The following is a 16,617-nucleotide window of genomic DNA, read 5'->3' on the forward strand; positions in this document are numbered from 1 at the left end:
TAAAATGGCTCAAATTAAAATTACTTTGACTAAGTCTCCAATCGGACGCATTCCATCACAACGTAAAACTGTTGTAGCACTTGGACTTGGCAAATTGAACAGCTCTGTTATTAAAGAAGATAACGCTGCTATCCGTGGTATGATCACAGCAGTATCTCACTTGGTAACAGTTGAAGAAGTAAACTAATGAATTTTTAGGGGATGTGCACTATACCATCCCCTAAAACTAGATATAGTCATCTATGATGACGTCGTATAGGCGAGTTGATGGGGGAGACAACCTTTTCTCCCTTATCGGCGCTAGCATTTTACAAAAGAGGAGAAAATAAAAATGAAACTTCATGAATTGAAACCTGCAGAAGGTTCTCGTAAAGTACGTAACCGCGTTGGTCGTGGTACTTCATCAGGTAACGGTAAAACATCTGGTCGTGGTCAAAAAGGTCAAAAAGCTCGTAGCGGTGGCGGAGTTCGCCTTGGTTTTGAAGGTGGACAAACTCCATTGTTCCGTCGTCTTCCAAAACGTGGATTCACTAACATCAACGCTAAAGAATACGCAATTGTGAACCTTGACCAATTGAACGTCTTTGAAGATGGTGCTGAAGTAACTCCAGTTGTTCTTATCGAAGCAGGAATTGTTAAAGCTGAAAAATCAGGTATTAAAATTCTTGGTAACGGTGAGTTGACTAAGAAATTGACTGTGAAAGCAGCTAAATTCTCTAAATCAGCTGAAGAAGCTATCACTGCTAAAGGTGGTTCAGTAGAAGTCATCTAAGAGAGGTGACCTATGTTTTTTAAATTATTAAGAGAAGCTCTTAAAGTCAAGCAGGTTCGATCAAAAATTTTATTTACAATTTTTATCGTTTTGGTCTTTCGTATCGGGACTAGCATTACAGTTCCTGGTGTGAATGCCAATAGCTTGAATGCTTTAAGTGGATTATCCTTCTTAAACATGTTGAGCTTGGTCTCAGGGAATGCCCTAAAAAACTTTTCGATTTTTGCCCTAGGAGTTAGTCCTTATATCACCGCTTCTATTGTTGTCCAGCTCTTGCAAATGGATATTTTACCCAAGTTTGTAGAGTGGGGAAAACAAGGGGAAGTAGGCCGAAGAAAATTGAATCAAGCCACTCGTTATATTGCTCTAGTTCTCGCTTTTGTGCAATCTATCGGGATTACAGCTGGTTTTAATACCTTGGCTGGAGCTCAATTGATTAAAACTGCTTTAACTCCACAAGTTTTTCTGACGATTGGTATCATCTTAACAGCTGGTAGTATGATTGTCACTTGGTTGGGTGAGCAAATTACAGATAAGGGATACGGAAACGGTGTTTCCATGATTATCTTTGCCGGGATTGTTGCCTCAATTCCAGAGATGATTCAGGGCATCTATGTGGACTACTTTGTGAACGTCCCAAGTAGCCGTATCACTTCATCTATCATTTTCGTAATCATTTTGATTATTACTGTATTGTTGATCATTTACTTTACAACTTATGTTCAACAAGCAGAATACAAAATTCCAATCCAATATACGAAGGTTGCACAAGGTGCTCCATCTAGCTCTTACCTTCCATTGAAGGTAAACCCTGCTGGAGTTATCCCTGTTATCTTTGCCAGTTCCATTACTGCAGCGCCTGCGGCGATTCTTCAGTTTTTGAGCGCTACAGGTCATGATTGGGCTTGGGTAAGGGTAGCACAAGAGATGTTGGCAACCACTTCTCCAACTGGTATTGCCATGTATGCTTTGTTGATTATTCTCTTTACATTCTTCTATACGTTTGTGCAGATTAATCCTGAAAAAGCGGCAGAGAACCTACAAAAGAGCGGTGCCTATATCCATGGAGTTCGTCCTGGTAAAGGTACAGAAGAATATATGTCTAAACTTCTTCGTCGTCTTGCAACTGTTGGTTCCCTCTTCCTTGGTGTGATTTCCATTTTGCCGATTGCAGCTAAAGATGTATTTGGTCTTTCTGATGTTGTTGCCTTTGGGGGAACAAGTCTCTTGATCATTATCTCTACAGGTATTGAAGGAATCAAGCAATTGGAAGGTTACCTATTGAAACGTAAGTATGTTGGTTTCATGGATAGAACAGAATAAAAGTATTTACTGATACTCTTCGAAAATCTCTTCAAACCACGTCAGCTTTATCTGCAACCTCAAAGCAGTGCTTNNATTTTCATTGAGTATGAATCAGTAAATGCTGAGGGAGTGGAGATTTAAACTCTGACATTTGTGAGAGTTTAGTCTCCCCTCTTCTATTTTGTTTTTAAATAGGGGTGAAAAGATTTTTTGCTTCTATTTAAAAATAAAATAAGGAGATCAAATCATGAATCTTTTGATTATGGGCTTACCTGGTGCAGGTAAGGGAACTCAAGCAGCAAAAATCGTTGAACAATTCCATGTTGCACATATCTCAACAGGTGATATGTTCCGCGCTGCAATGGCAAATCAAACTGAAATGGGTGTTCTTGCTAAGTCATACATTGACAAGGGTGAATTAGTTCCTGACGAAGTTACAAATGGGATCGTAAAAGAACGTCTTTCACAAGATGATATTAAAGAAACAGGATTCTTGTTGGATGGTTATCCACGTACAATCGAACAAGCTCATGCCTTGGACAAAACATTGGCTGAACTTGGCATCGAACTAGAAGGTGTTATCAACATCGAAGTGAATCCAGATAGCCTCTTGGAACGTTTGAGTGGCCGTATCATCCACCGCGTAACTGGAGAAACTTTCCACAAGGTCTTTAACCCACCAGTTGACTATAAAGAAGAAGATTACTACCAACGTGAAGATGATAAACCTGAGACAGTCAAACGTCGTTTGGATGTGAATATTGCTCAAGGAGAACCAATCATTGCTCACTACCGTGCCAAAGGTTTGGTTCATGACATCGAAGGTAATCAAGATATCAATGATGTCTTCTCAGATATCGAAAAAGTATTGACAAATTTGAAATAAAGCGTTTTTCACACTTGCAAAAATCCGCTACAAATGTTATACTAAGATAGTCTGACTTATAATTGTTGTCTCTGTGTCTAGAGGCATCGAATCGAAATTTATGGAGGTGCTTTTGCGTGGCAAAAGACGATGTGATTGAAGTTGAAGGCAAAGTAGTTGATACAATGCCGAATGCAATGTTTACGGTTGAACTTGAAAATGGACATCAGATTTTAGCAACAGTTTCTGGTAAAATTCGTAAAAACTATATTCGTATTTTAGCGGGAGATCGTGTTACTGTCGAAATGAGTCCATATGACTTGACACGTGGACGTATCACTTACCGCTTTAAATAATCGAAAAACTTGGAGGGATAAGAAATGAAAGTAAGACCATCGGTCAAACCAATTTGCGAATACTGTAAAGTTATTCGTCGTAATGGTCGTGTTATGGTAATTTGCCCAGCAAATCCAAAACACAAACAACGTCAAGGATAAGATAGAAAGGAGAAAACATGGCTCGTATTGCTGGAGTTGACATTCCAAATGACAAACGCGTAGTAATCTCATTGACTTATGTTTATGGTATCGGACTTGCAACATCTAAGAAAATTTTGGCTGCTGCTGGAATCTCAGAAGATGTTCGTGTACGTGATCTTACATCAGATCAAGAAGATGCTATCCGTCGTGAAGTGGATGCAATCAAAGTTGAAGGTGACCTTCGTCGTGAAGTAAACTTGAACATCAAACGTTTGATGGAAATCGGTTCATACCGTGGTATCCGTCACCGTCGTGGACTTCCTGTCCGTGGACAAAACACTAAAAACAACGCTCGCACTCGTAAAGGTAAAGCTGTTGCGATTGCTGGTAAGAAAAAATAATATAGGAGGTAAAAGTCTTGGCTAAACCAACACGTAAACGTCGTGTGAAAAAGAATATCGAATCTGGTATTGCTCATATTCACGCTACATTTAATAACACTATTGTTATGATTACTGATGTGCATGGTAATGCAATTGCTTGGTCATCAGCTGGTGCTCTTGGTTTCAAAGGTTCTCGTAAATCTACACCATTCGCTGCTCAAATGGCTTCTGAAGCTGCTGCTAAATCTGCACAAGAACACGGTCTTAAATCAGTTGAAGTTACTGTAAAAGGTCCAGGTTCTGGTCGTGAGTCAGCTATTCGTGCGCTTGCTGCCGCTGGTCTTGAAGTAACAGCAATTCGTGATGTGACTCCAGTGCCACACAATGGTGCTCGTCCTCCAAAACGTCGCCGTGTATAATCATCGCATTACACTGCTTTTCGTTTAAGAGGGAGTAACTAAATGATCGAGTTTGAAAAACCAAATATAACAAAAATTGATGAAAATAAAGATTATGGCAAGTTTGTAATCGAACCACTTGAACGTGGCTACGGTACAACTCTTGGGAACTCTCTTCGTCGTGTACTTCTAGCTTCTCTACCAGGAGCAGCTGTGACATCTATCAATATTGATGGTGTGTTACATGAGTTTGACACAGTTCCAGGTGTTCGTGAAGACGTGATGCAAATCATTCTGAACATTAAAGGAATTGCAGTGAAATCGTACGTTGAAGACGAAAAAATCATCGAACTGGATGTTGAAGGTCCTGCTGAAGTAACAGCTGGTGACATTTTGACAGATAGCGATATTGAAATTGTAAATCCAGATCATTATCTCTTTACAATCGGTGAAGGTTCTTCTCTAAAAGCGACTATGACTGTTAACAGTGGTCGTGGATATGTACCTGCTGATGAAAATAAAAAAGATAATGCACCAGTTGGAACACTTGCTGTAGATTCTATTTATACACCAGTTACAAAAGTCAACTATCAAGTGGAACCTGCTCGTGTAGGTAGCAATGATGGATTTGACAAATTAACCCTTGAAATCTTGACAAATGGAACAATTATTCCAGAAGATGCTTTAGGGCTTTCAGCACGTATTTTGACAGAACATCTTGATTTGTTTACAAATCTTACTGAGATTGCTAAGTCAACTGAAGTGATGAAAGAAGCTGATACTGAATCTGACGACCGTATTTTGGATCGTACGATTGAGGAACTGGACTTGTCTGTGCGTTCATACAACTGTTTGAAACGTGCCGGTATCAATACTGTGCATGATTTGACAGAAAAATCTGAAGCAGAGATGATGAAAGTACGAAATCTTGGACGCAAGAGTTTGGAAGAAGTGAAACTCAAACTCATTGATTTGGGTCTTGGATTAAAAGATAAATAAAGGAGGAATACATGGCTTACCGTAAACTAGGACGCACTAGCTCACAACGTAAAGCAATGCTTCGCGATTTGACAACTGACCTTTTGATCAACGAATCAATCGTGACAACTGAAGCTCGTGCTAAAGAAATCCGTAAAACTGTTGAAAAAATGATTACTCTAGGTAAACGTGGTGATTTGCATGCACGTCGTCAAGCAGCTGCTTTCGTACGTAATGAAATCGCATCTGAAAACTATGATGAAGCAACTGATAAGTACACTTCTACTACAGCACTTCAAAAATTGTTCTCAGAAATCGCACCTCGTTATGCTGAACGTAACGGTGGATACACTCGTATCCTTAAAACTGAACCACGTCGTGGTGATGCAGCGCCAATGGCGATTATCGAATTAGTATAAAATCATCAATTTTGTTGAGTGTTATGATGATGGAGTCTTATGCTCTTAGTCTAGCTCTGGTCTACCGCTAGGATTTCGGTCCTAGCGGGAACACTCATCATAAGTTGGGATAGTAGACGCTTGTTTACGAAATTGTTTTTTTTCTTAAGAACAACTTCGTAAGCAGGCGTTTTTGAGTATTTTAATTAGAATTATGCTATACTATTTGAAAAGAATCCTGTTTAATGTTCAGGTTTCCTATAAAAAGAAGAATTGGAGTTTGCTTATGAAAGCGATTATAACTGTTGTTGGTAAAGATAAATCTGGAATTGTTGCAGGTGTTTCTGGTAAAATTGCAGAATTGGGTTTGAACATTGATGATATCTCTCAAACTGTTTTGGATGAATATTTCACGATGATGGCTGTCGTCTCTAGTGATGAAAAACAAGATTTCACCTATCTTCGTAATGAGTTTGAAACCTTTGGGCAAACTTTGAATGTGAAAATCAATATTCAGAGTGCAGCGATTTTCGAAGCTATGTATAATATCTAGGAGGTTATCATGGATATTAGACAAGTTACTGAAACCATCTCCATGATTGAGGAGCAAAACTTCGATATCAGAACTATTACCATGGGGATTTCCCTTTTGGACTGTATCGATCCGGATATCAATCGTGCTGCGGAGAAAATTTATCAAAAGATTACGACCAAGGCGGCTAATTTAGTGGCTGTTGGTGACGAAATTGCAGCTGAGTTGGGAATTCCAATCGTTAATAAGCGTGTATCGGTGACTCCTATTTCTTTGATAGGGGCAGCGACAGATGCGACGGACTACGTGGTTCTGGCAAAAGCGCTTGATAAGGCTGCGAAAGAGATTGGTGTGGACTTTATTGGTGGTTTTTCTGCCTTGGTACAAAAGGGTTATCAAAAGGGAGATGAGATTCTCATCAATTCTATTCCTCGCGCTTTGGCTGAAACGGACAAGGTCTGCTCGTCAGTCAATATCGGCTCAACCAAATCTGGTATTAATATGACGGCTGTGGCAGATATGGGACGAGTTATTAAGGAAACGGCTAATCTATCAGATATGGGAGCGGCCAAGTTGGTTGTATTCGCTAATGCTGTTGAGGACAATCCATTTATGGCGGGTGCCTTCCATGGTGTTGGGGAAGCAGATGTTATCATCAATGTCGGAGTTTCTGGTCCTGGTGTGGTCAAGCGTGCCTTGGAAAAAGTTCGTGGACAGAGCTTTGATGTAGTAGCCGAAACAGTTAAGAAAACTGCCTTTAAAATCACTCGTATCGGTCAATTGGTTGGTCAAATGGCCAGTGAGAGACTGGGTGTGGAGTTTGGTATTGTGGACTTGAGTTTGGCGCCAACTCCTGCGGTTGGAGATTCTGTTGCACGTGTCCTTGAAGAAATGGGGCTAGAAACAGTTGGGACACACGGGACGACGGCTGCCTTGGCACTCTTGAACGACCAAGTTAAGAAGGGCGGAGTGATGGCTTGCAACCAAGTCGGTGGTTTGTCTGGTGCCTTTATCCCTGTTTCTGAGGATGAGGGTATGATTGCTGCAGTGCAAAATGGCTCTCTTAATTTGGAAAAACTAGAAGCCATGACGGCTATCTGTTCCGTTGGTTTGGATATGATTGCCATTCCGGAGGATACACCTGCTGAAACCATTGCGGCTATGATTGCAGATGAAGCTGCAATTGGTGTCATTAACATGAAAACAACAGCTGTTCGTATCATTCCAAAAGGAAAAGAAGGCGATATGATTGAGTTTGGTGGCCTTCTTGGTACAGCTCCAGTAATGAAAGTCAATGGTGCTTCGTCTGTTGATTTCATCTCTCGCGGTGGACAAATCCCAGCACCAATCCATAGTTTTAAAAATTAAGAGATTAGGAGAAAATGATGAAAAAAGAAATGAAACATGCTTTAGTAGCTTTAGGACTGTCGACTTTACTAGTTCCAACTTTTGCCAGTCAAGTAGTTTCTGCGCAGGAAAATGATACGAATTAAAGAAATGAAAGTCTATATAAAACACAAGCAGATTTAGAGAATGTAGCTAGAAATTATTCTGAACAAGTGAAGAAAAAATTATTGGAAGAAATTGATGGCATTGATTGGAATACTGTACAATTTAAAGATGATGATGTCTTAAAACTCAAGACTGTCGTAGTTAAAAGATTAGCTGAGGTCACAGAGGAAAATATAAATAGATTTTCAAAAAATGGTTACTATTATTCGTTTGAATTCGAAGAAATTGTCAATAGAATAAAAAGTGATGTGCCTAACTTTTTAGGATATGTTTTTTATATAGCTAGAATAAAAAAATATGACTTACTACTTCAGCAAGTAGAAAAAGATAGTAACTTATACTCATCTGAAGAAAAGGAAAAAATAATTAGCGATTTAAAAATGTTTTACGGACCATTAACAGGCTGGTCGATACCTCGGGACCGTAATTATTTTGGTGATTACGATCCAGAAAATAATACTAATTTAACATTAAAAGATTATGTTCAAAATTTATCAACTTTTTATAAAAATGTTGATAAATCGAGTCCTAGTTTAATTCCTACGCAAAAAAACATTGAAAAGTTGAATGATGTAGCTTTTATTCAAAGAGAAGATATCAGAAGTGATGCTGGTCTTTTAGGTGCGGACAAGCTTAAATTATTCAAAGAAATAGCTCAGATAGTTAAAGAAGCGGAATACAAAATTAAAAAAGAAGCAGGTCTAATATATAAGGAAGAACCTGAAATAAGACATATGCTATCCCCTGAAGAGTTATCTGTCTTTACTAAGCGTATCGAAGATGTTTACCAAGGTAAAGCTAAGCCTAAGGTGACAAAAGAAGAGGCTATTCAAGCAGTTTCTACGGTTACATCAGCCACAGTTTCATCTTCATCTCAAGCTACCGTTACTGCTAATGGAGAGACTAAGAAGGATTATCAAGCAAGTAAGTGGTTTAAAGAGTCTGGCAAATGGTACTACAATGACCTTTCGGGCAATCTTGTCAGAAACCGCTGGGTAGGCCGTTATTATCTAAAAGCAGATGCTTCAATGGCTGCAAGTGAATGGATTTATGATGAAGATTATAAGAGCTGGTTTTATGTAGATTCAACTGGTAGTTATGTGGAGAAAGCTTGGCAGGGCGAATACTACCTAAAACGTGGCGGTTACATGGCTAAGAGCGAGTGGGTATTTGATTCTCAGTATGATAGTTGGTATTATCTGAACCAAGATGGTAAGTACGCTCGTAACCAATGGATTAAGGATGGAGATAAGTGGTATTATTTGCTAGCTGATGGAAAATTAGCAAAAAATATGACCATTAACGGTTATAAAGTAAATGAAAAAGGTGAATGGGTTTAATTTTTAAGTTCTATTTAAGGTTGGATGTGTATACTATAATCATTAAATAAAGACCTCCTAATATTATTTGAAACAGATAACACTGATTTAGTTTGAATTTGATTTTCATCTAATATCTTTATTTAATAGAACTCCTAAACTTTTTCATAATAATCTCCTGCAAAAGTCGCCTGTCTGGGTGGCTTTTGTTTTATCATCCATGATATAATAGAAGCAAACGGAGGACGGAAAATGGTAAAAGTACGATTGTATTTGGTACGTCATGGCAAGACTATGTTTAACACGATTGGTCGTGCGCAAGGTTGGAGTGATACTCCCTTAACAGCTGAAGGTGAGCGAGGGATTCAAGAGTTAGGAATCGGTTTGCGAGAATCTGGTCTGCAGTTTGAGCGTGCTTATTCGAGTGATTCTGGTCGCACTATTCAGACAATGGGAATTATCCTTGATGAACTTGGCTTGCAGGGAAAAATCCCTTATCGCATGGACAAGCGTATCAGAGAATGGTGTTTTGGTAGCTTTGACGGAGCTTACGATGGCGATCTTTTCATGGGCATTATTCCTCGTATCTTTAATGTGGATCACGTTCACCAATTGTCTTATGCTGAACTGGCTGAGGGCTTGGTAGAGGTTGATACAGCTGGTTGGGCTGAAGGTTGGGAAAAACTCAGTGGCCGCATCAAAGAAGGCTTTGAAGCGATTGCCAAAGAAATGGAAGAGCAAGGTGGGGGCAATGCCCTTGTCGTCAGCCACGGAATGACCATTGGAACCATTGTTTATCTGATCAATGGTATGCATCCACATGGTCTCGATAATGGTAGCGTGACGATTCTTGAATATGAGGACGGCCAGTTTAGCGTAGAAGTTGTCGGCGATCGTAGTTACCGAGAACTAGGACGGGAGAAGATGGAGGAAGCCTCTATTTAATACTCTTCGAAAATCTCTTCAAACCGCGTCAACGTAGTCTTGTCGTAGATATGGTTACTGACTTCGTCAGTTCTATCCACAACCTCAAAGCAGTGCTTTGAGTAACCTGAGGCTAGTTTCCTAGTTTACTCTTTGATTTTCATTTAGTATACTCAGTCTAGACTTGCTTGCCATGAGCTAGGAATTTGATAAGAATATCAAGATAAGAAAAAACAGCCGAGGGTAATCCTTTCGGCTGTTTTTGATGGGGGAAACTAAAGTGTGATGCTATTGCTTTTAGAGATTTTCATAAACAAGAGCAAGGAGCCTACTGTTAGAACAGTCAAGATAGTTGACAAGGCTGCGGCTACACCGTAATTCCCTCTGAGAACCTCTGTATAAATAGCTACAGTCATTGTTCTTGTTTTGACATTGTAGAGGAGGATAGAAGTAGAGAGTTCTGAAATCATTGTGACCCAAGATAGGATGGCTCCAGAAATAATACCAGATAGCATCATTGGAGTTGTAATCTTGGCAAAGGTATTGAGACGGCTACTTCCTAAGCTTTCCGCGGCTTCTTCAATACTTGGGGCTATTTGTTGCAAACTAGCAACAGATGAGCGAATTGTATAAGGTAATCTTCTGACAGATAGGGACATGATCAAGATGAAAGCTGTCCCTGTAATCATAAGAAATCCACTTCCAAATAGACCAGTATTGAAGGAAGAAATGAAGGCAATCCCTAGAACGGTTCCTGGTACAATATAAGGAACCATACTGAGGCTGTCAATTAAGTTTGTAAACAAATTCCGTTTTCTAACGGCTAGGTAGGAGATAAATGTTGCGAATAGGACAACTAGGACTAAGGCAATCAAAGGGATACGAATGGTATTGAAAATAGCAGAGCCCATACGATTGAAAGCTACCTTGTAACTGTTTAGAGAATAGCCTTTAACAAATACCATACCTGATGTTTTTAGGAAAGAGGTATAAATTAAGTAGATTTGAGGTAAAACAGAGATAAAGATAATTCCGTAGACTGTTGCATAAATGGCAGCCATTTTTCCTTTTGTAGTTTTTTTAGGCTCAATTGGATGGAGCGAATTCATGCTGAAACTGTAGCGATTTGCAATGTGTTTTTGGATAAGGAAAATTGCCAAGGCAATGATAATCGCCATAATGGCTAAAGCAGATGCAAAAGCAGAATTTCCTCCAACCTCGCTAATAAATTGGGTATAAATCAAGACTGGGAAAGTCCGATATCCTTCACCAATTAACATAGGTGTTCCAAAGTCTGAGAATGCTCTCATAAATACAAGCAAGGCAGCAGCTAGTAAGGTTGGAACTAGGAGAGGTAAAACAACCGTTACGATACGCTTAAATCCGAAGGACCCCATACTTTCAGCTGCTTCAAGTAGAGAATTGTCAATACTCTTCATTGTTCCAGCAACGTATAGAAATACCAGTGGGAATAGTTGCAGTGTAAAGACAAGTACAATTCCTTTGAATCCATAAATATCAATAGCTGGAAGATGAAGGGTATTTGTCAGGAATTTAGTAATGACCCCATTTCGTCCCAGCAAGAGAATCCAGGAGTAGGCTCCCACGAAAGGAGCTGACATGGAAGCAATGATAATCAATATTTGTAGAAATTTCTTTCCCTTGAAATCATACATGGAAAAGAGATAAGCTAATAAGGTTCCTACGACTAAGGAAGTGACAGTAGCGGTAATGGAAACCTTGAAACTGTTGACAAGTGTCTCAGAGTAGTAGGCTTTACTAAAGAAAGTGACAAAATTAGCTAGTGAAAATTGTCCCTCATGTATGAGTGCTTGCTTGAGCACGGTAACGATAGGATAAACCAGAAAGACAAGATAGGTAAGAAAGATGAAGAAAGAGGAGGCTGTCCAAATATTTAGTTTTTTACGTTCCATGGTTGACTCCTTTTATCAGGTTTTGTGAACCATCTGCAGAAAAGACGTTTAATTTTTGAGTATTGATTCGTAGACGAATACGATCGCCTTTTTGTAGATCTTCTTCAAAAGTTGATTCTTCACTAACTTGAATTTTTGAGGCAAAGCCTGTCTCAATGAAATATTCCGTATTTAGTCCAAGATAGACGCTATCGCTAATAGTTCCTTCAATATCTCCAGATTCATCTTTGATAAACTCTTCAGGACGAATGCTTACATGAATAGCTTGTGCTTCCGCCTGATCAAGAGCTGGCATTCGAAGAGCATAGCCATCTGAAAAGACGATATAAGCGCCGTCGCTCCGTTTTTCAAGAGTGGCAGGGATAATATTTGTGCGTCCGATAAAGGTTGCTACAAACTCATTAGCTGGTTTATGATAGAGTTCTTTTGGCCGACCGATTTGTTGAATCACCCCATCTTTCATAACAGCAATTTGGTCTGAAATCGCCATGGCTTCTTCTTGGTCGTGGGTTACATAAACAGTTGTAATTCCCACTTCGTGTTGGATTTCTCGAATGGCTTGACGCATATCCAAGCGAAGTTTGGCATCCAGATTACTAAGTGGCTCGTCCATGAGGAGAACACTTGGATTAACCGCTAAGGCACGTGCCAAGGCGACACGTTGTTGTTGTCCACCACTGAGTTTATCAGGTTTTCGATCCGCATATTGAGCAATTTGCATGAGTTCAAGATACTTGTTGGTCTGTTGAATCAATTCTTCTTTTGGAACCTTCTTTTGCTTGAGACCAAAAGCAACGTTATCTCGGACAGTCAAATGTGGGAAAATAGCGTAGTTTTGAAAAACCATGCCGATATTGCGTTTGCTGGGTTCCATATTATTGATTTTTGTATCATCGAAGTAAAATTCTCCACCTTCGATACTGTTGAAACCTGCAATCATACGAAGAAGGGTCGTTTTCCCACACCCTGAAGGTCCAAGAAGGGTAAAGAGACTTCCTTTTGGAATTGTAATGTTCAAATTCTCAATAACAGGGACATCGTGGTAGATTTTTTTGGCGTTAATAATTTTGATCTCACTCATAGTGAACCTCTTTTACTGTTTAGATTGGATATCTGTAAAGACTTCGTTGTATTTCTTAACAATATCTGATTTATTCTTGATGACATAATCATAATCTTCAGTGAGTGTTTTGATTTTGTCAATTGGTTTCATGTTTTCGCTTGTTTTAGCATTTTTACGAACAGGACGGTTAGTAGTGGTTGTACCAAGTGTATCTTGTACTTCTTGAGAGATAATAAAATCGATAAATTTCTTGGCATTTTCCATATTTTTCGCTTTTTTAACGATAGCAGCACTAGCAGGTAGGAAGACGGTTCCTTCTTTTGGATAGACTACCTTAATGTTAGCTCCATCATTTAAGAGTTTAACCGCTGGATCTTCATAAGAGAGACCAACAGCCATTTCTCCGTCAGCAACTGCTTTATAGACACCAGATGAGCTTGATCCGATTTTACCATCAATAAGTGTGAAGAGATCTTTTACATAAGACCAGGCTTTATCGTCTGTGTAACCACCTTGAGCTTGTAGCATATTTGTTAATTGAGCAAAGGCGCTAGAAGAGTTTGCTGGGTCAGCAGTTGCGATTTTTCCTTTTAGTTCAGGTTTGAGAAGGTCGCTATATCCTTCGATGTTCATGCCTTTCGTTAAATCAGGATTGACGATTAAAACACTACCATCTAGTGTATAAGGTGTAGAGTAGCCAGTTGTGTTTTGATATTCTTTGATAACATTATCATTTTCTTTTGAAGTATAGTTTTCAAAGAGTTCTCCGTGGGTAGCATATTGTGTATAAGAACCACCAAAGATGACATCAGCTACAGGAGCTTCTTTTTCTGACTCTAGTTTTTTGAAAAGCTCTCCAGTACCAGCTTGAATCAGTTCTACTTTGATACCATATTTTTCTTCAAAGGCAGGAATAGTTGCTCCGATTAAGCCCTCTGAGTTTGGTGAATAAACGACTAGCGAACCGCCGTCTCCTTTATCAGATGAACCGCCATCGGCAGATTCATTAGAAGAACAAGCAGCAAGACCAAAAAGAGCTAGTCCGCAAGCAGCATAATACATCCATTTCTTTTTCATGATGGATACCTCCGTTGTGTTATTTAAGTTTATTTTAAAACAGTGTAAGCGTTTTTAAAACCGACAATTCTATTCTATTAGAGTAAAATTCTCTACAAAAAGAAGAATAGCTTATTTTACTATTCTTCCGAGTGATTTCAATTCCTTTGGGGAAATATGGAGATACTTTTTAAATACTTTAGCAAAATATTTATAGTCTGAAAATCCAACTTGATCAGAGATGTCGCTTAGAGGGGAGTTGGGAGATTCAGCCATCTTATCTATAGCTTGTTTCAGACGATATTGTAAGATATATTCATTTAGAGTCATGGGGAAGTCTTCTTTGATAACCTTATATAGATAGCTTTCGCTATAGCTTAAAGCTTCAGCAATAGTCGCAATCGTAAAATGCTCTGCATAATGCTTGTGGACAAAGGAAATAATTTGTTGAATGATTTGGTTTTGTGTATCAACCTGTTGGATAGAGGTGAGTAAAGTTTGATATTCTTCTAAAAAAGGAGTTTCTTGATAGGTGCTACCTTGTAATCGCAAAACAATGTTTTGAAGACATTCTGTCAATTCCTTGGTATCAATTGGCTTGGATAAGAAATCAACTGCTCCATATTGCATGGCTTTTTTGGCATTTTGAAAATCGTTATAACCTGATAAGATAACTTTTTCATAGGAGAGGGTACGAGTGGCTTCGAACATCATAAAAGCATCCATAATTGGCATTGTGATGTCTGTTAAGACAATATGAGGTTCTTTTTCTTGGATGAGTTTCATTCCCTCTTGACCGTGACTGGCAGTTCCTACGACTTGGATACCCAATGCAGAGTAGTCTACGGCAATCTCTAGCCATTTTCGGATGAGGTGTTCGTCTTCTACGATAATGAGCTTAAACATGAGTTAGTCCTTTCGTTACAAATTTGACCCAAGTTTCTCCTTGGCGATTGACTCCTAAATCTAGCTGGACATCAGAAAAGAAATTGCTCAATCGTTTGTAGCTGTTCACGATGCCATGCTGGGTATGAGGGCTCTCTAAAGAGTCTAAAATAGCGAGTCGCTCTTGTTTGGTGAGCCCTCCGGCATTATCCTTGACTAAAAAAGTCAGAGAATCTGCTTCCAAGGTAATTTGGATATCAATATGAAGATCAATACGGTATTGCATCCCATATTTTATAGCATTTTCTACTAGAGGAAGCAAGAAAAGTTTAGGAATAGGTTGATTATCGACAGTTTCTGGGCAGACAATATCATAGGAAAAGTGCTCGAAACGAATCTTATGAATCATAAGGTAATCCTCTATAATCTTTAAATCCTGACAAATGGTTGTTTCTTTTTCTAAATCCGTGATACTGTAGCGAAGAATGCGCGTGAGGTTTTGAATCAGGTCTTGTGTGAGAGCAGCATCCATTAAAGAAGTGATTTTAATCGTCTCAAGTGTATTGTAGAGAAAATGAGGATTGAACTGAGCTTCCAGCATTTTTCTTTCAAAAATCCACTTTTCTTTTTCTATGGTCAACATTTTTTGATGAAGTTGATCTAATTCGTACAACATATTGTTGATTTTTTCTGCCATAAACTCAAACTCATCACCTGTTTGTAGAGAAAGCCTTTTTTCTGCTTGTTTAGGAATTTCTTGAAGTTGGTAAACCAAACTTTCAATAGGAACAGCATTGTGTGTAGCAATCTTATGAGCAATTCGTCTTGCTTGCCAGAAGTAGAGGAAGAATATACATAAGGTGAGAATGGAGGCTAGGCCGAGTAAGCTAGGAATAGGAAAAAAGGATTGAAAAGTATAGATTGAAAAAATAGCACCAACTTTTTCTTTTTGAACAATAAGCGGTTCATTCGCATACCAGTGGGTGCGAGAGTGTAGGAGTTTTTCATCCAATTTTTCAAGAGTGGAACGAGTAAACTGATTTGTATTGTTGGAAAACATATTTCCAAAGCTATCGGTAATGATGTATTTGGAATTGATCATTGGGAAACTTGAAATGAAATCATTCTCATTTACGAAAGCAATAGTATAGGCCTTAACTCGTTGGTTTTGAAGTAGTGGCTTTATAAAGAGTGTGTAATGTTGCTTATCTGAAGAGAGTGCAATTTTTTCTGTCACTTTATCTTGAGAAGGATTTTGAATGAGCAATTTTAGATAGTAGGGAGATAAAATACTTTCTTGATGATTTCGATTGGTACTAAATAGTAATTCACCTGTATCACTTAGGATAATGAGGTCAGAACTAAGCTTCAATCTAGCTTTTGTCTCGTAAAATAAGCTAAAGACTTCTCGCTCTGTGTGTTTGCCGTCCAAAAATTCAGGAATCATTTTATGGTTCATAGTAGTCAGGAGCTCATTATTTGCTTCTTTCATTTCTTGAACCTGTTTTACAATCTGTCTTGTATCTTTGGAGAGTTGCTGCTTTTGTAAAAAATAGGAAAAACCAAAAAGTAAAATGAGCAGTAAAAGGGAGGTCATAAAGGCTGCGATAGAGCTTCTATGGAGAATTTCTTTTTGGAGAGATTTTTTAAAGGAATGAGACATCTGCTACCTCCTTGGAAGGGTTTTCTGTTATAAGTATAGCAGTTTAAAAATTTTAGAGCAAGGTAAAATAGAAAAGGTTTGGCTAAAATTTTTTAGCTAAACCTTTTGAGAAGTTAAGTATGTATTATAGATGCTTGTTATCTGCAAATAG

Annotated in this window: 19 protein-coding genes; 14 read left to right on the plus strand and 5 right to left on the minus strand. The window is 38.7% G+C overall.

Annotated features, from left to right (window positions below):
• The first annotated feature begins 4 nt into the window (after positions 1–4).
• The 14 genes from rpmD to HT730_RS00460 all read left to right on the plus strand — a co-directional run bounded on the left by rpmD (position 5) and on the right by HT730_RS00460 (position 9,886).
• Complete coding sequence (gene rpmD, locus HT730_RS00395) at positions 5–187, plus strand: 50S ribosomal protein L30 (protein ID WP_000057241.1); 183 nt, start codon at positions 5–7, stop codon at positions 185–187.
• 144 nt (positions 188–331) lie between these two features.
• Complete coding sequence (gene rplO, locus HT730_RS00400) at positions 332–772, plus strand: 50S ribosomal protein L15 (protein ID WP_000766087.1); 441 nt, start codon at positions 332–334, stop codon at positions 770–772.
• Positions 773–784: 12 nt separating this feature from the next.
• Positions 785–2,095, plus strand: coding sequence for a preprotein translocase subunit SecY (gene secY / locus HT730_RS00405; RefSeq protein WP_049511466.1), 1,311 nt, complete (start codon positions 785–787; stop codon positions 2,093–2,095).
• A 229-nt stretch (positions 2,096–2,324) separates the two neighbouring features.
• A complete protein-coding gene (locus HT730_RS00410; RefSeq protein ID WP_001050436.1) occupies positions 2,325–2,963 on the plus strand; it encodes an adenylate kinase in 639 nt (212 codons plus the stop codon).
• A gap of 116 nt (positions 2,964–3,079) precedes the next feature.
• Positions 3,080–3,298 (plus strand): translation initiation factor IF-1, encoded by a 219-nt coding sequence (gene infA / locus HT730_RS00415; protein ID WP_001029883.1) that lies wholly within the window; start codon positions 3,080–3,082, stop codon positions 3,296–3,298.
• Positions 3,299–3,322: 24 nt separating this feature from the next.
• Positions 3,323–3,439, plus strand: a complete 117-nt coding sequence (gene rpmJ, locus HT730_RS00420) for a 50S ribosomal protein L36 (protein WP_001808836.1) — start codon at positions 3,323–3,325, stop codon at positions 3,437–3,439.
• 17 nt (positions 3,440–3,456) lie between these two features.
• Positions 3,457–3,822, plus strand: a complete 366-nt coding sequence (rpsM, locus tag HT730_RS00425) for a 30S ribosomal protein S13 (protein ID WP_000090781.1) — start codon at positions 3,457–3,459, stop codon at positions 3,820–3,822.
• A 17-nt stretch (positions 3,823–3,839) separates the two neighbouring features.
• The gene (gene rpsK / locus HT730_RS00430) at positions 3,840–4,223 is read left to right on the plus strand and encodes a 30S ribosomal protein S11 (RefSeq protein WP_001118385.1); all 384 of its coding nucleotides are present in this window, start codon (positions 3,840–3,842) and stop codon (positions 4,221–4,223) included.
• Positions 4,224–4,265: 42 nt separating this feature from the next.
• Complete coding sequence (locus tag HT730_RS00435; protein ID WP_000568988.1) at positions 4,266–5,201, plus strand: DNA-directed RNA polymerase subunit alpha; 936 nt, start codon at positions 4,266–4,268, stop codon at positions 5,199–5,201.
• A gap of 11 nt (positions 5,202–5,212) precedes the next feature.
• Entirely contained in the window at positions 5,213–5,599 is a 387-nt protein-coding gene (rplQ, locus tag HT730_RS00440) for a 50S ribosomal protein L17 (RefSeq protein WP_000331493.1), read from the plus strand.
• Positions 5,600–5,864: 265 nt separating this feature from the next.
• Positions 5,865–6,131 carry an ACT domain-containing protein gene (locus HT730_RS00445; RefSeq protein WP_000644126.1) on the plus strand — a complete coding sequence of 89 codons (267 nt, stop codon included), beginning with the start codon at positions 5,865–5,867 and terminating at the stop codon, positions 6,129–6,131.
• A 9-nt stretch (positions 6,132–6,140) separates the two neighbouring features.
• Entirely contained in the window at positions 6,141–7,478 is a 1,338-nt protein-coding gene (locus HT730_RS00450) for a PFL family protein (RefSeq protein WP_000354927.1), read from the plus strand.
• A 206-nt stretch (positions 7,479–7,684) separates the two neighbouring features.
• Positions 7,685–8,962 (plus strand): N-acetylmuramoyl-L-alanine amidase family protein, encoded by a 1,278-nt coding sequence (locus tag HT730_RS00455; RefSeq protein ID WP_240151443.1) that lies wholly within the window; start codon positions 7,685–7,687, stop codon positions 8,960–8,962.
• A 231-nt stretch (positions 8,963–9,193) separates the two neighbouring features.
• Positions 9,194–9,886, plus strand: coding sequence for a histidine phosphatase family protein (locus HT730_RS00460; RefSeq protein WP_000241548.1), 693 nt, complete (start codon positions 9,194–9,196; stop codon positions 9,884–9,886).
• A gap of 254 nt (positions 9,887–10,140) precedes the next feature.
• Here HT730_RS00460 and HT730_RS00465 read toward each other — a convergent pair whose 3' ends face one another.
• From HT730_RS00465 to HT730_RS00485, 5 genes are all read right to left on the minus strand, one after another.
• Entirely contained in the window at positions 10,141–11,799 is a 1,659-nt protein-coding gene (locus HT730_RS00465) for an iron ABC transporter permease (protein WP_100104102.1), read from the minus strand.
• The gene (locus HT730_RS00470) at positions 11,789–12,880 is read right to left on the minus strand and encodes an ABC transporter ATP-binding protein (RefSeq protein WP_023939666.1); all 1,092 of its coding nucleotides are present in this window, start codon (positions 12,878–12,880) and stop codon (positions 11,789–11,791) included. The genes HT730_RS00465 and HT730_RS00470 overlap by 11 nt, the downstream gene beginning before the upstream one ends.
• A gap of 12 nt (positions 12,881–12,892) precedes the next feature.
• Positions 12,893–13,939, minus strand: a complete 1,047-nt coding sequence (locus tag HT730_RS00475) for an ABC transporter substrate-binding protein (protein WP_173306469.1) — start codon at positions 13,937–13,939, stop codon at positions 12,893–12,895.
• Between the two features lie 111 nt (positions 13,940–14,050).
• Positions 14,051–14,824 (minus strand): response regulator, encoded by a 774-nt coding sequence (locus HT730_RS00480; RefSeq protein ID WP_173253140.1) that lies wholly within the window; start codon positions 14,822–14,824, stop codon positions 14,051–14,053.
• A complete protein-coding gene (locus tag HT730_RS00485; protein WP_173306470.1) occupies positions 14,817–16,466 on the minus strand; it encodes a histidine kinase in 1,650 nt (549 codons plus the stop codon). Before HT730_RS00485 ends, HT730_RS00480 begins: the two co-directional genes overlap by 8 nt.
• Between the last annotated feature and the right edge of the window lie 151 nt (positions 16,467–16,617).

Source organism: Streptococcus sp. k-628 (genome assembly GCF_013277475.1).
Classification (GTDB): Bacteria; Bacillota; Bacilli; order Lactobacillales; family Streptococcaceae; genus Streptococcus.

Excerpts from the sequence above, each read along its gene's own strand:
- HT730_RS00435 (WP_000568988.1), top strand. The coding sequence starts at position 4,266 with ATGATCGAGTTTGAAAAACCAAATATAACAAAAATTGATGAAAATAAA.
- rpsM (WP_000090781.1), top strand. The coding sequence starts at position 3,457 with ATGGCTCGTATTGCTGGAGTTGACATTCCAAATGACAAACGCGTAGTA.
- rplO (WP_000766087.1), top strand. The coding sequence starts at position 332 with ATGAAACTTCATGAATTGAAACCTGCAGAAGGTTCTCGTAAAGTACGT.
- HT730_RS00460 (WP_000241548.1), top strand. The coding sequence starts at position 9,194 with ATGGTAAAAGTACGATTGTATTTGGTACGTCATGGCAAGACTATGTTT.
- HT730_RS00465 (WP_100104102.1), bottom strand. The coding sequence starts at position 11,799 with ATGGAACGTAAAAAACTAAATATTTGGACAGCCTCCTCTTTCTTCATC.
- HT730_RS00480 (WP_173253140.1), bottom strand. The coding sequence starts at position 14,824 with ATGTTTAAGCTCATTATCGTAGAAGACGAACACCTCATCCGAAAATGG.
- HT730_RS00450 (WP_000354927.1), top strand. The coding sequence starts at position 6,141 with ATGGATATTAGACAAGTTACTGAAACCATCTCCATGATTGAGGAGCAA.
- HT730_RS00445 (WP_000644126.1), top strand. The coding sequence starts at position 5,865 with ATGAAAGCGATTATAACTGTTGTTGGTAAAGATAAATCTGGAATTGTT.
- rplQ (WP_000331493.1), top strand. The coding sequence starts at position 5,213 with ATGGCTTACCGTAAACTAGGACGCACTAGCTCACAACGTAAAGCAATG.
- HT730_RS00410 (WP_001050436.1), top strand. The coding sequence starts at position 2,325 with ATGAATCTTTTGATTATGGGCTTACCTGGTGCAGGTAAGGGAACTCAA.
- HT730_RS00475 (WP_173306469.1), bottom strand. The coding sequence starts at position 13,939 with ATGAAAAAGAAATGGATGTATTATGCTGCTTGCGGACTAGCTCTTTTT.
- secY (WP_049511466.1), top strand. The coding sequence starts at position 785 with ATGTTTTTTAAATTATTAAGAGAAGCTCTTAAAGTCAAGCAGGTTCGA.
- rpmJ (WP_001808836.1), top strand. The coding sequence starts at position 3,323 with ATGAAAGTAAGACCATCGGTCAAACCAATTTGCGAATACTGTAAAGTT.
- rpmD (WP_000057241.1), top strand. The coding sequence starts at position 5 with ATGGCTCAAATTAAAATTACTTTGACTAAGTCTCCAATCGGACGCATT.
- HT730_RS00470 (WP_023939666.1), bottom strand. The coding sequence starts at position 12,880 with ATGAGTGAGATCAAAATTATTAACGCCAAAAAAATCTACCACGATGTC.
- HT730_RS00485 (WP_173306470.1), bottom strand. The coding sequence starts at position 16,466 with ATGTCTCATTCCTTTAAAAAATCTCTCCAAAAAGAAATTCTCCATAGA.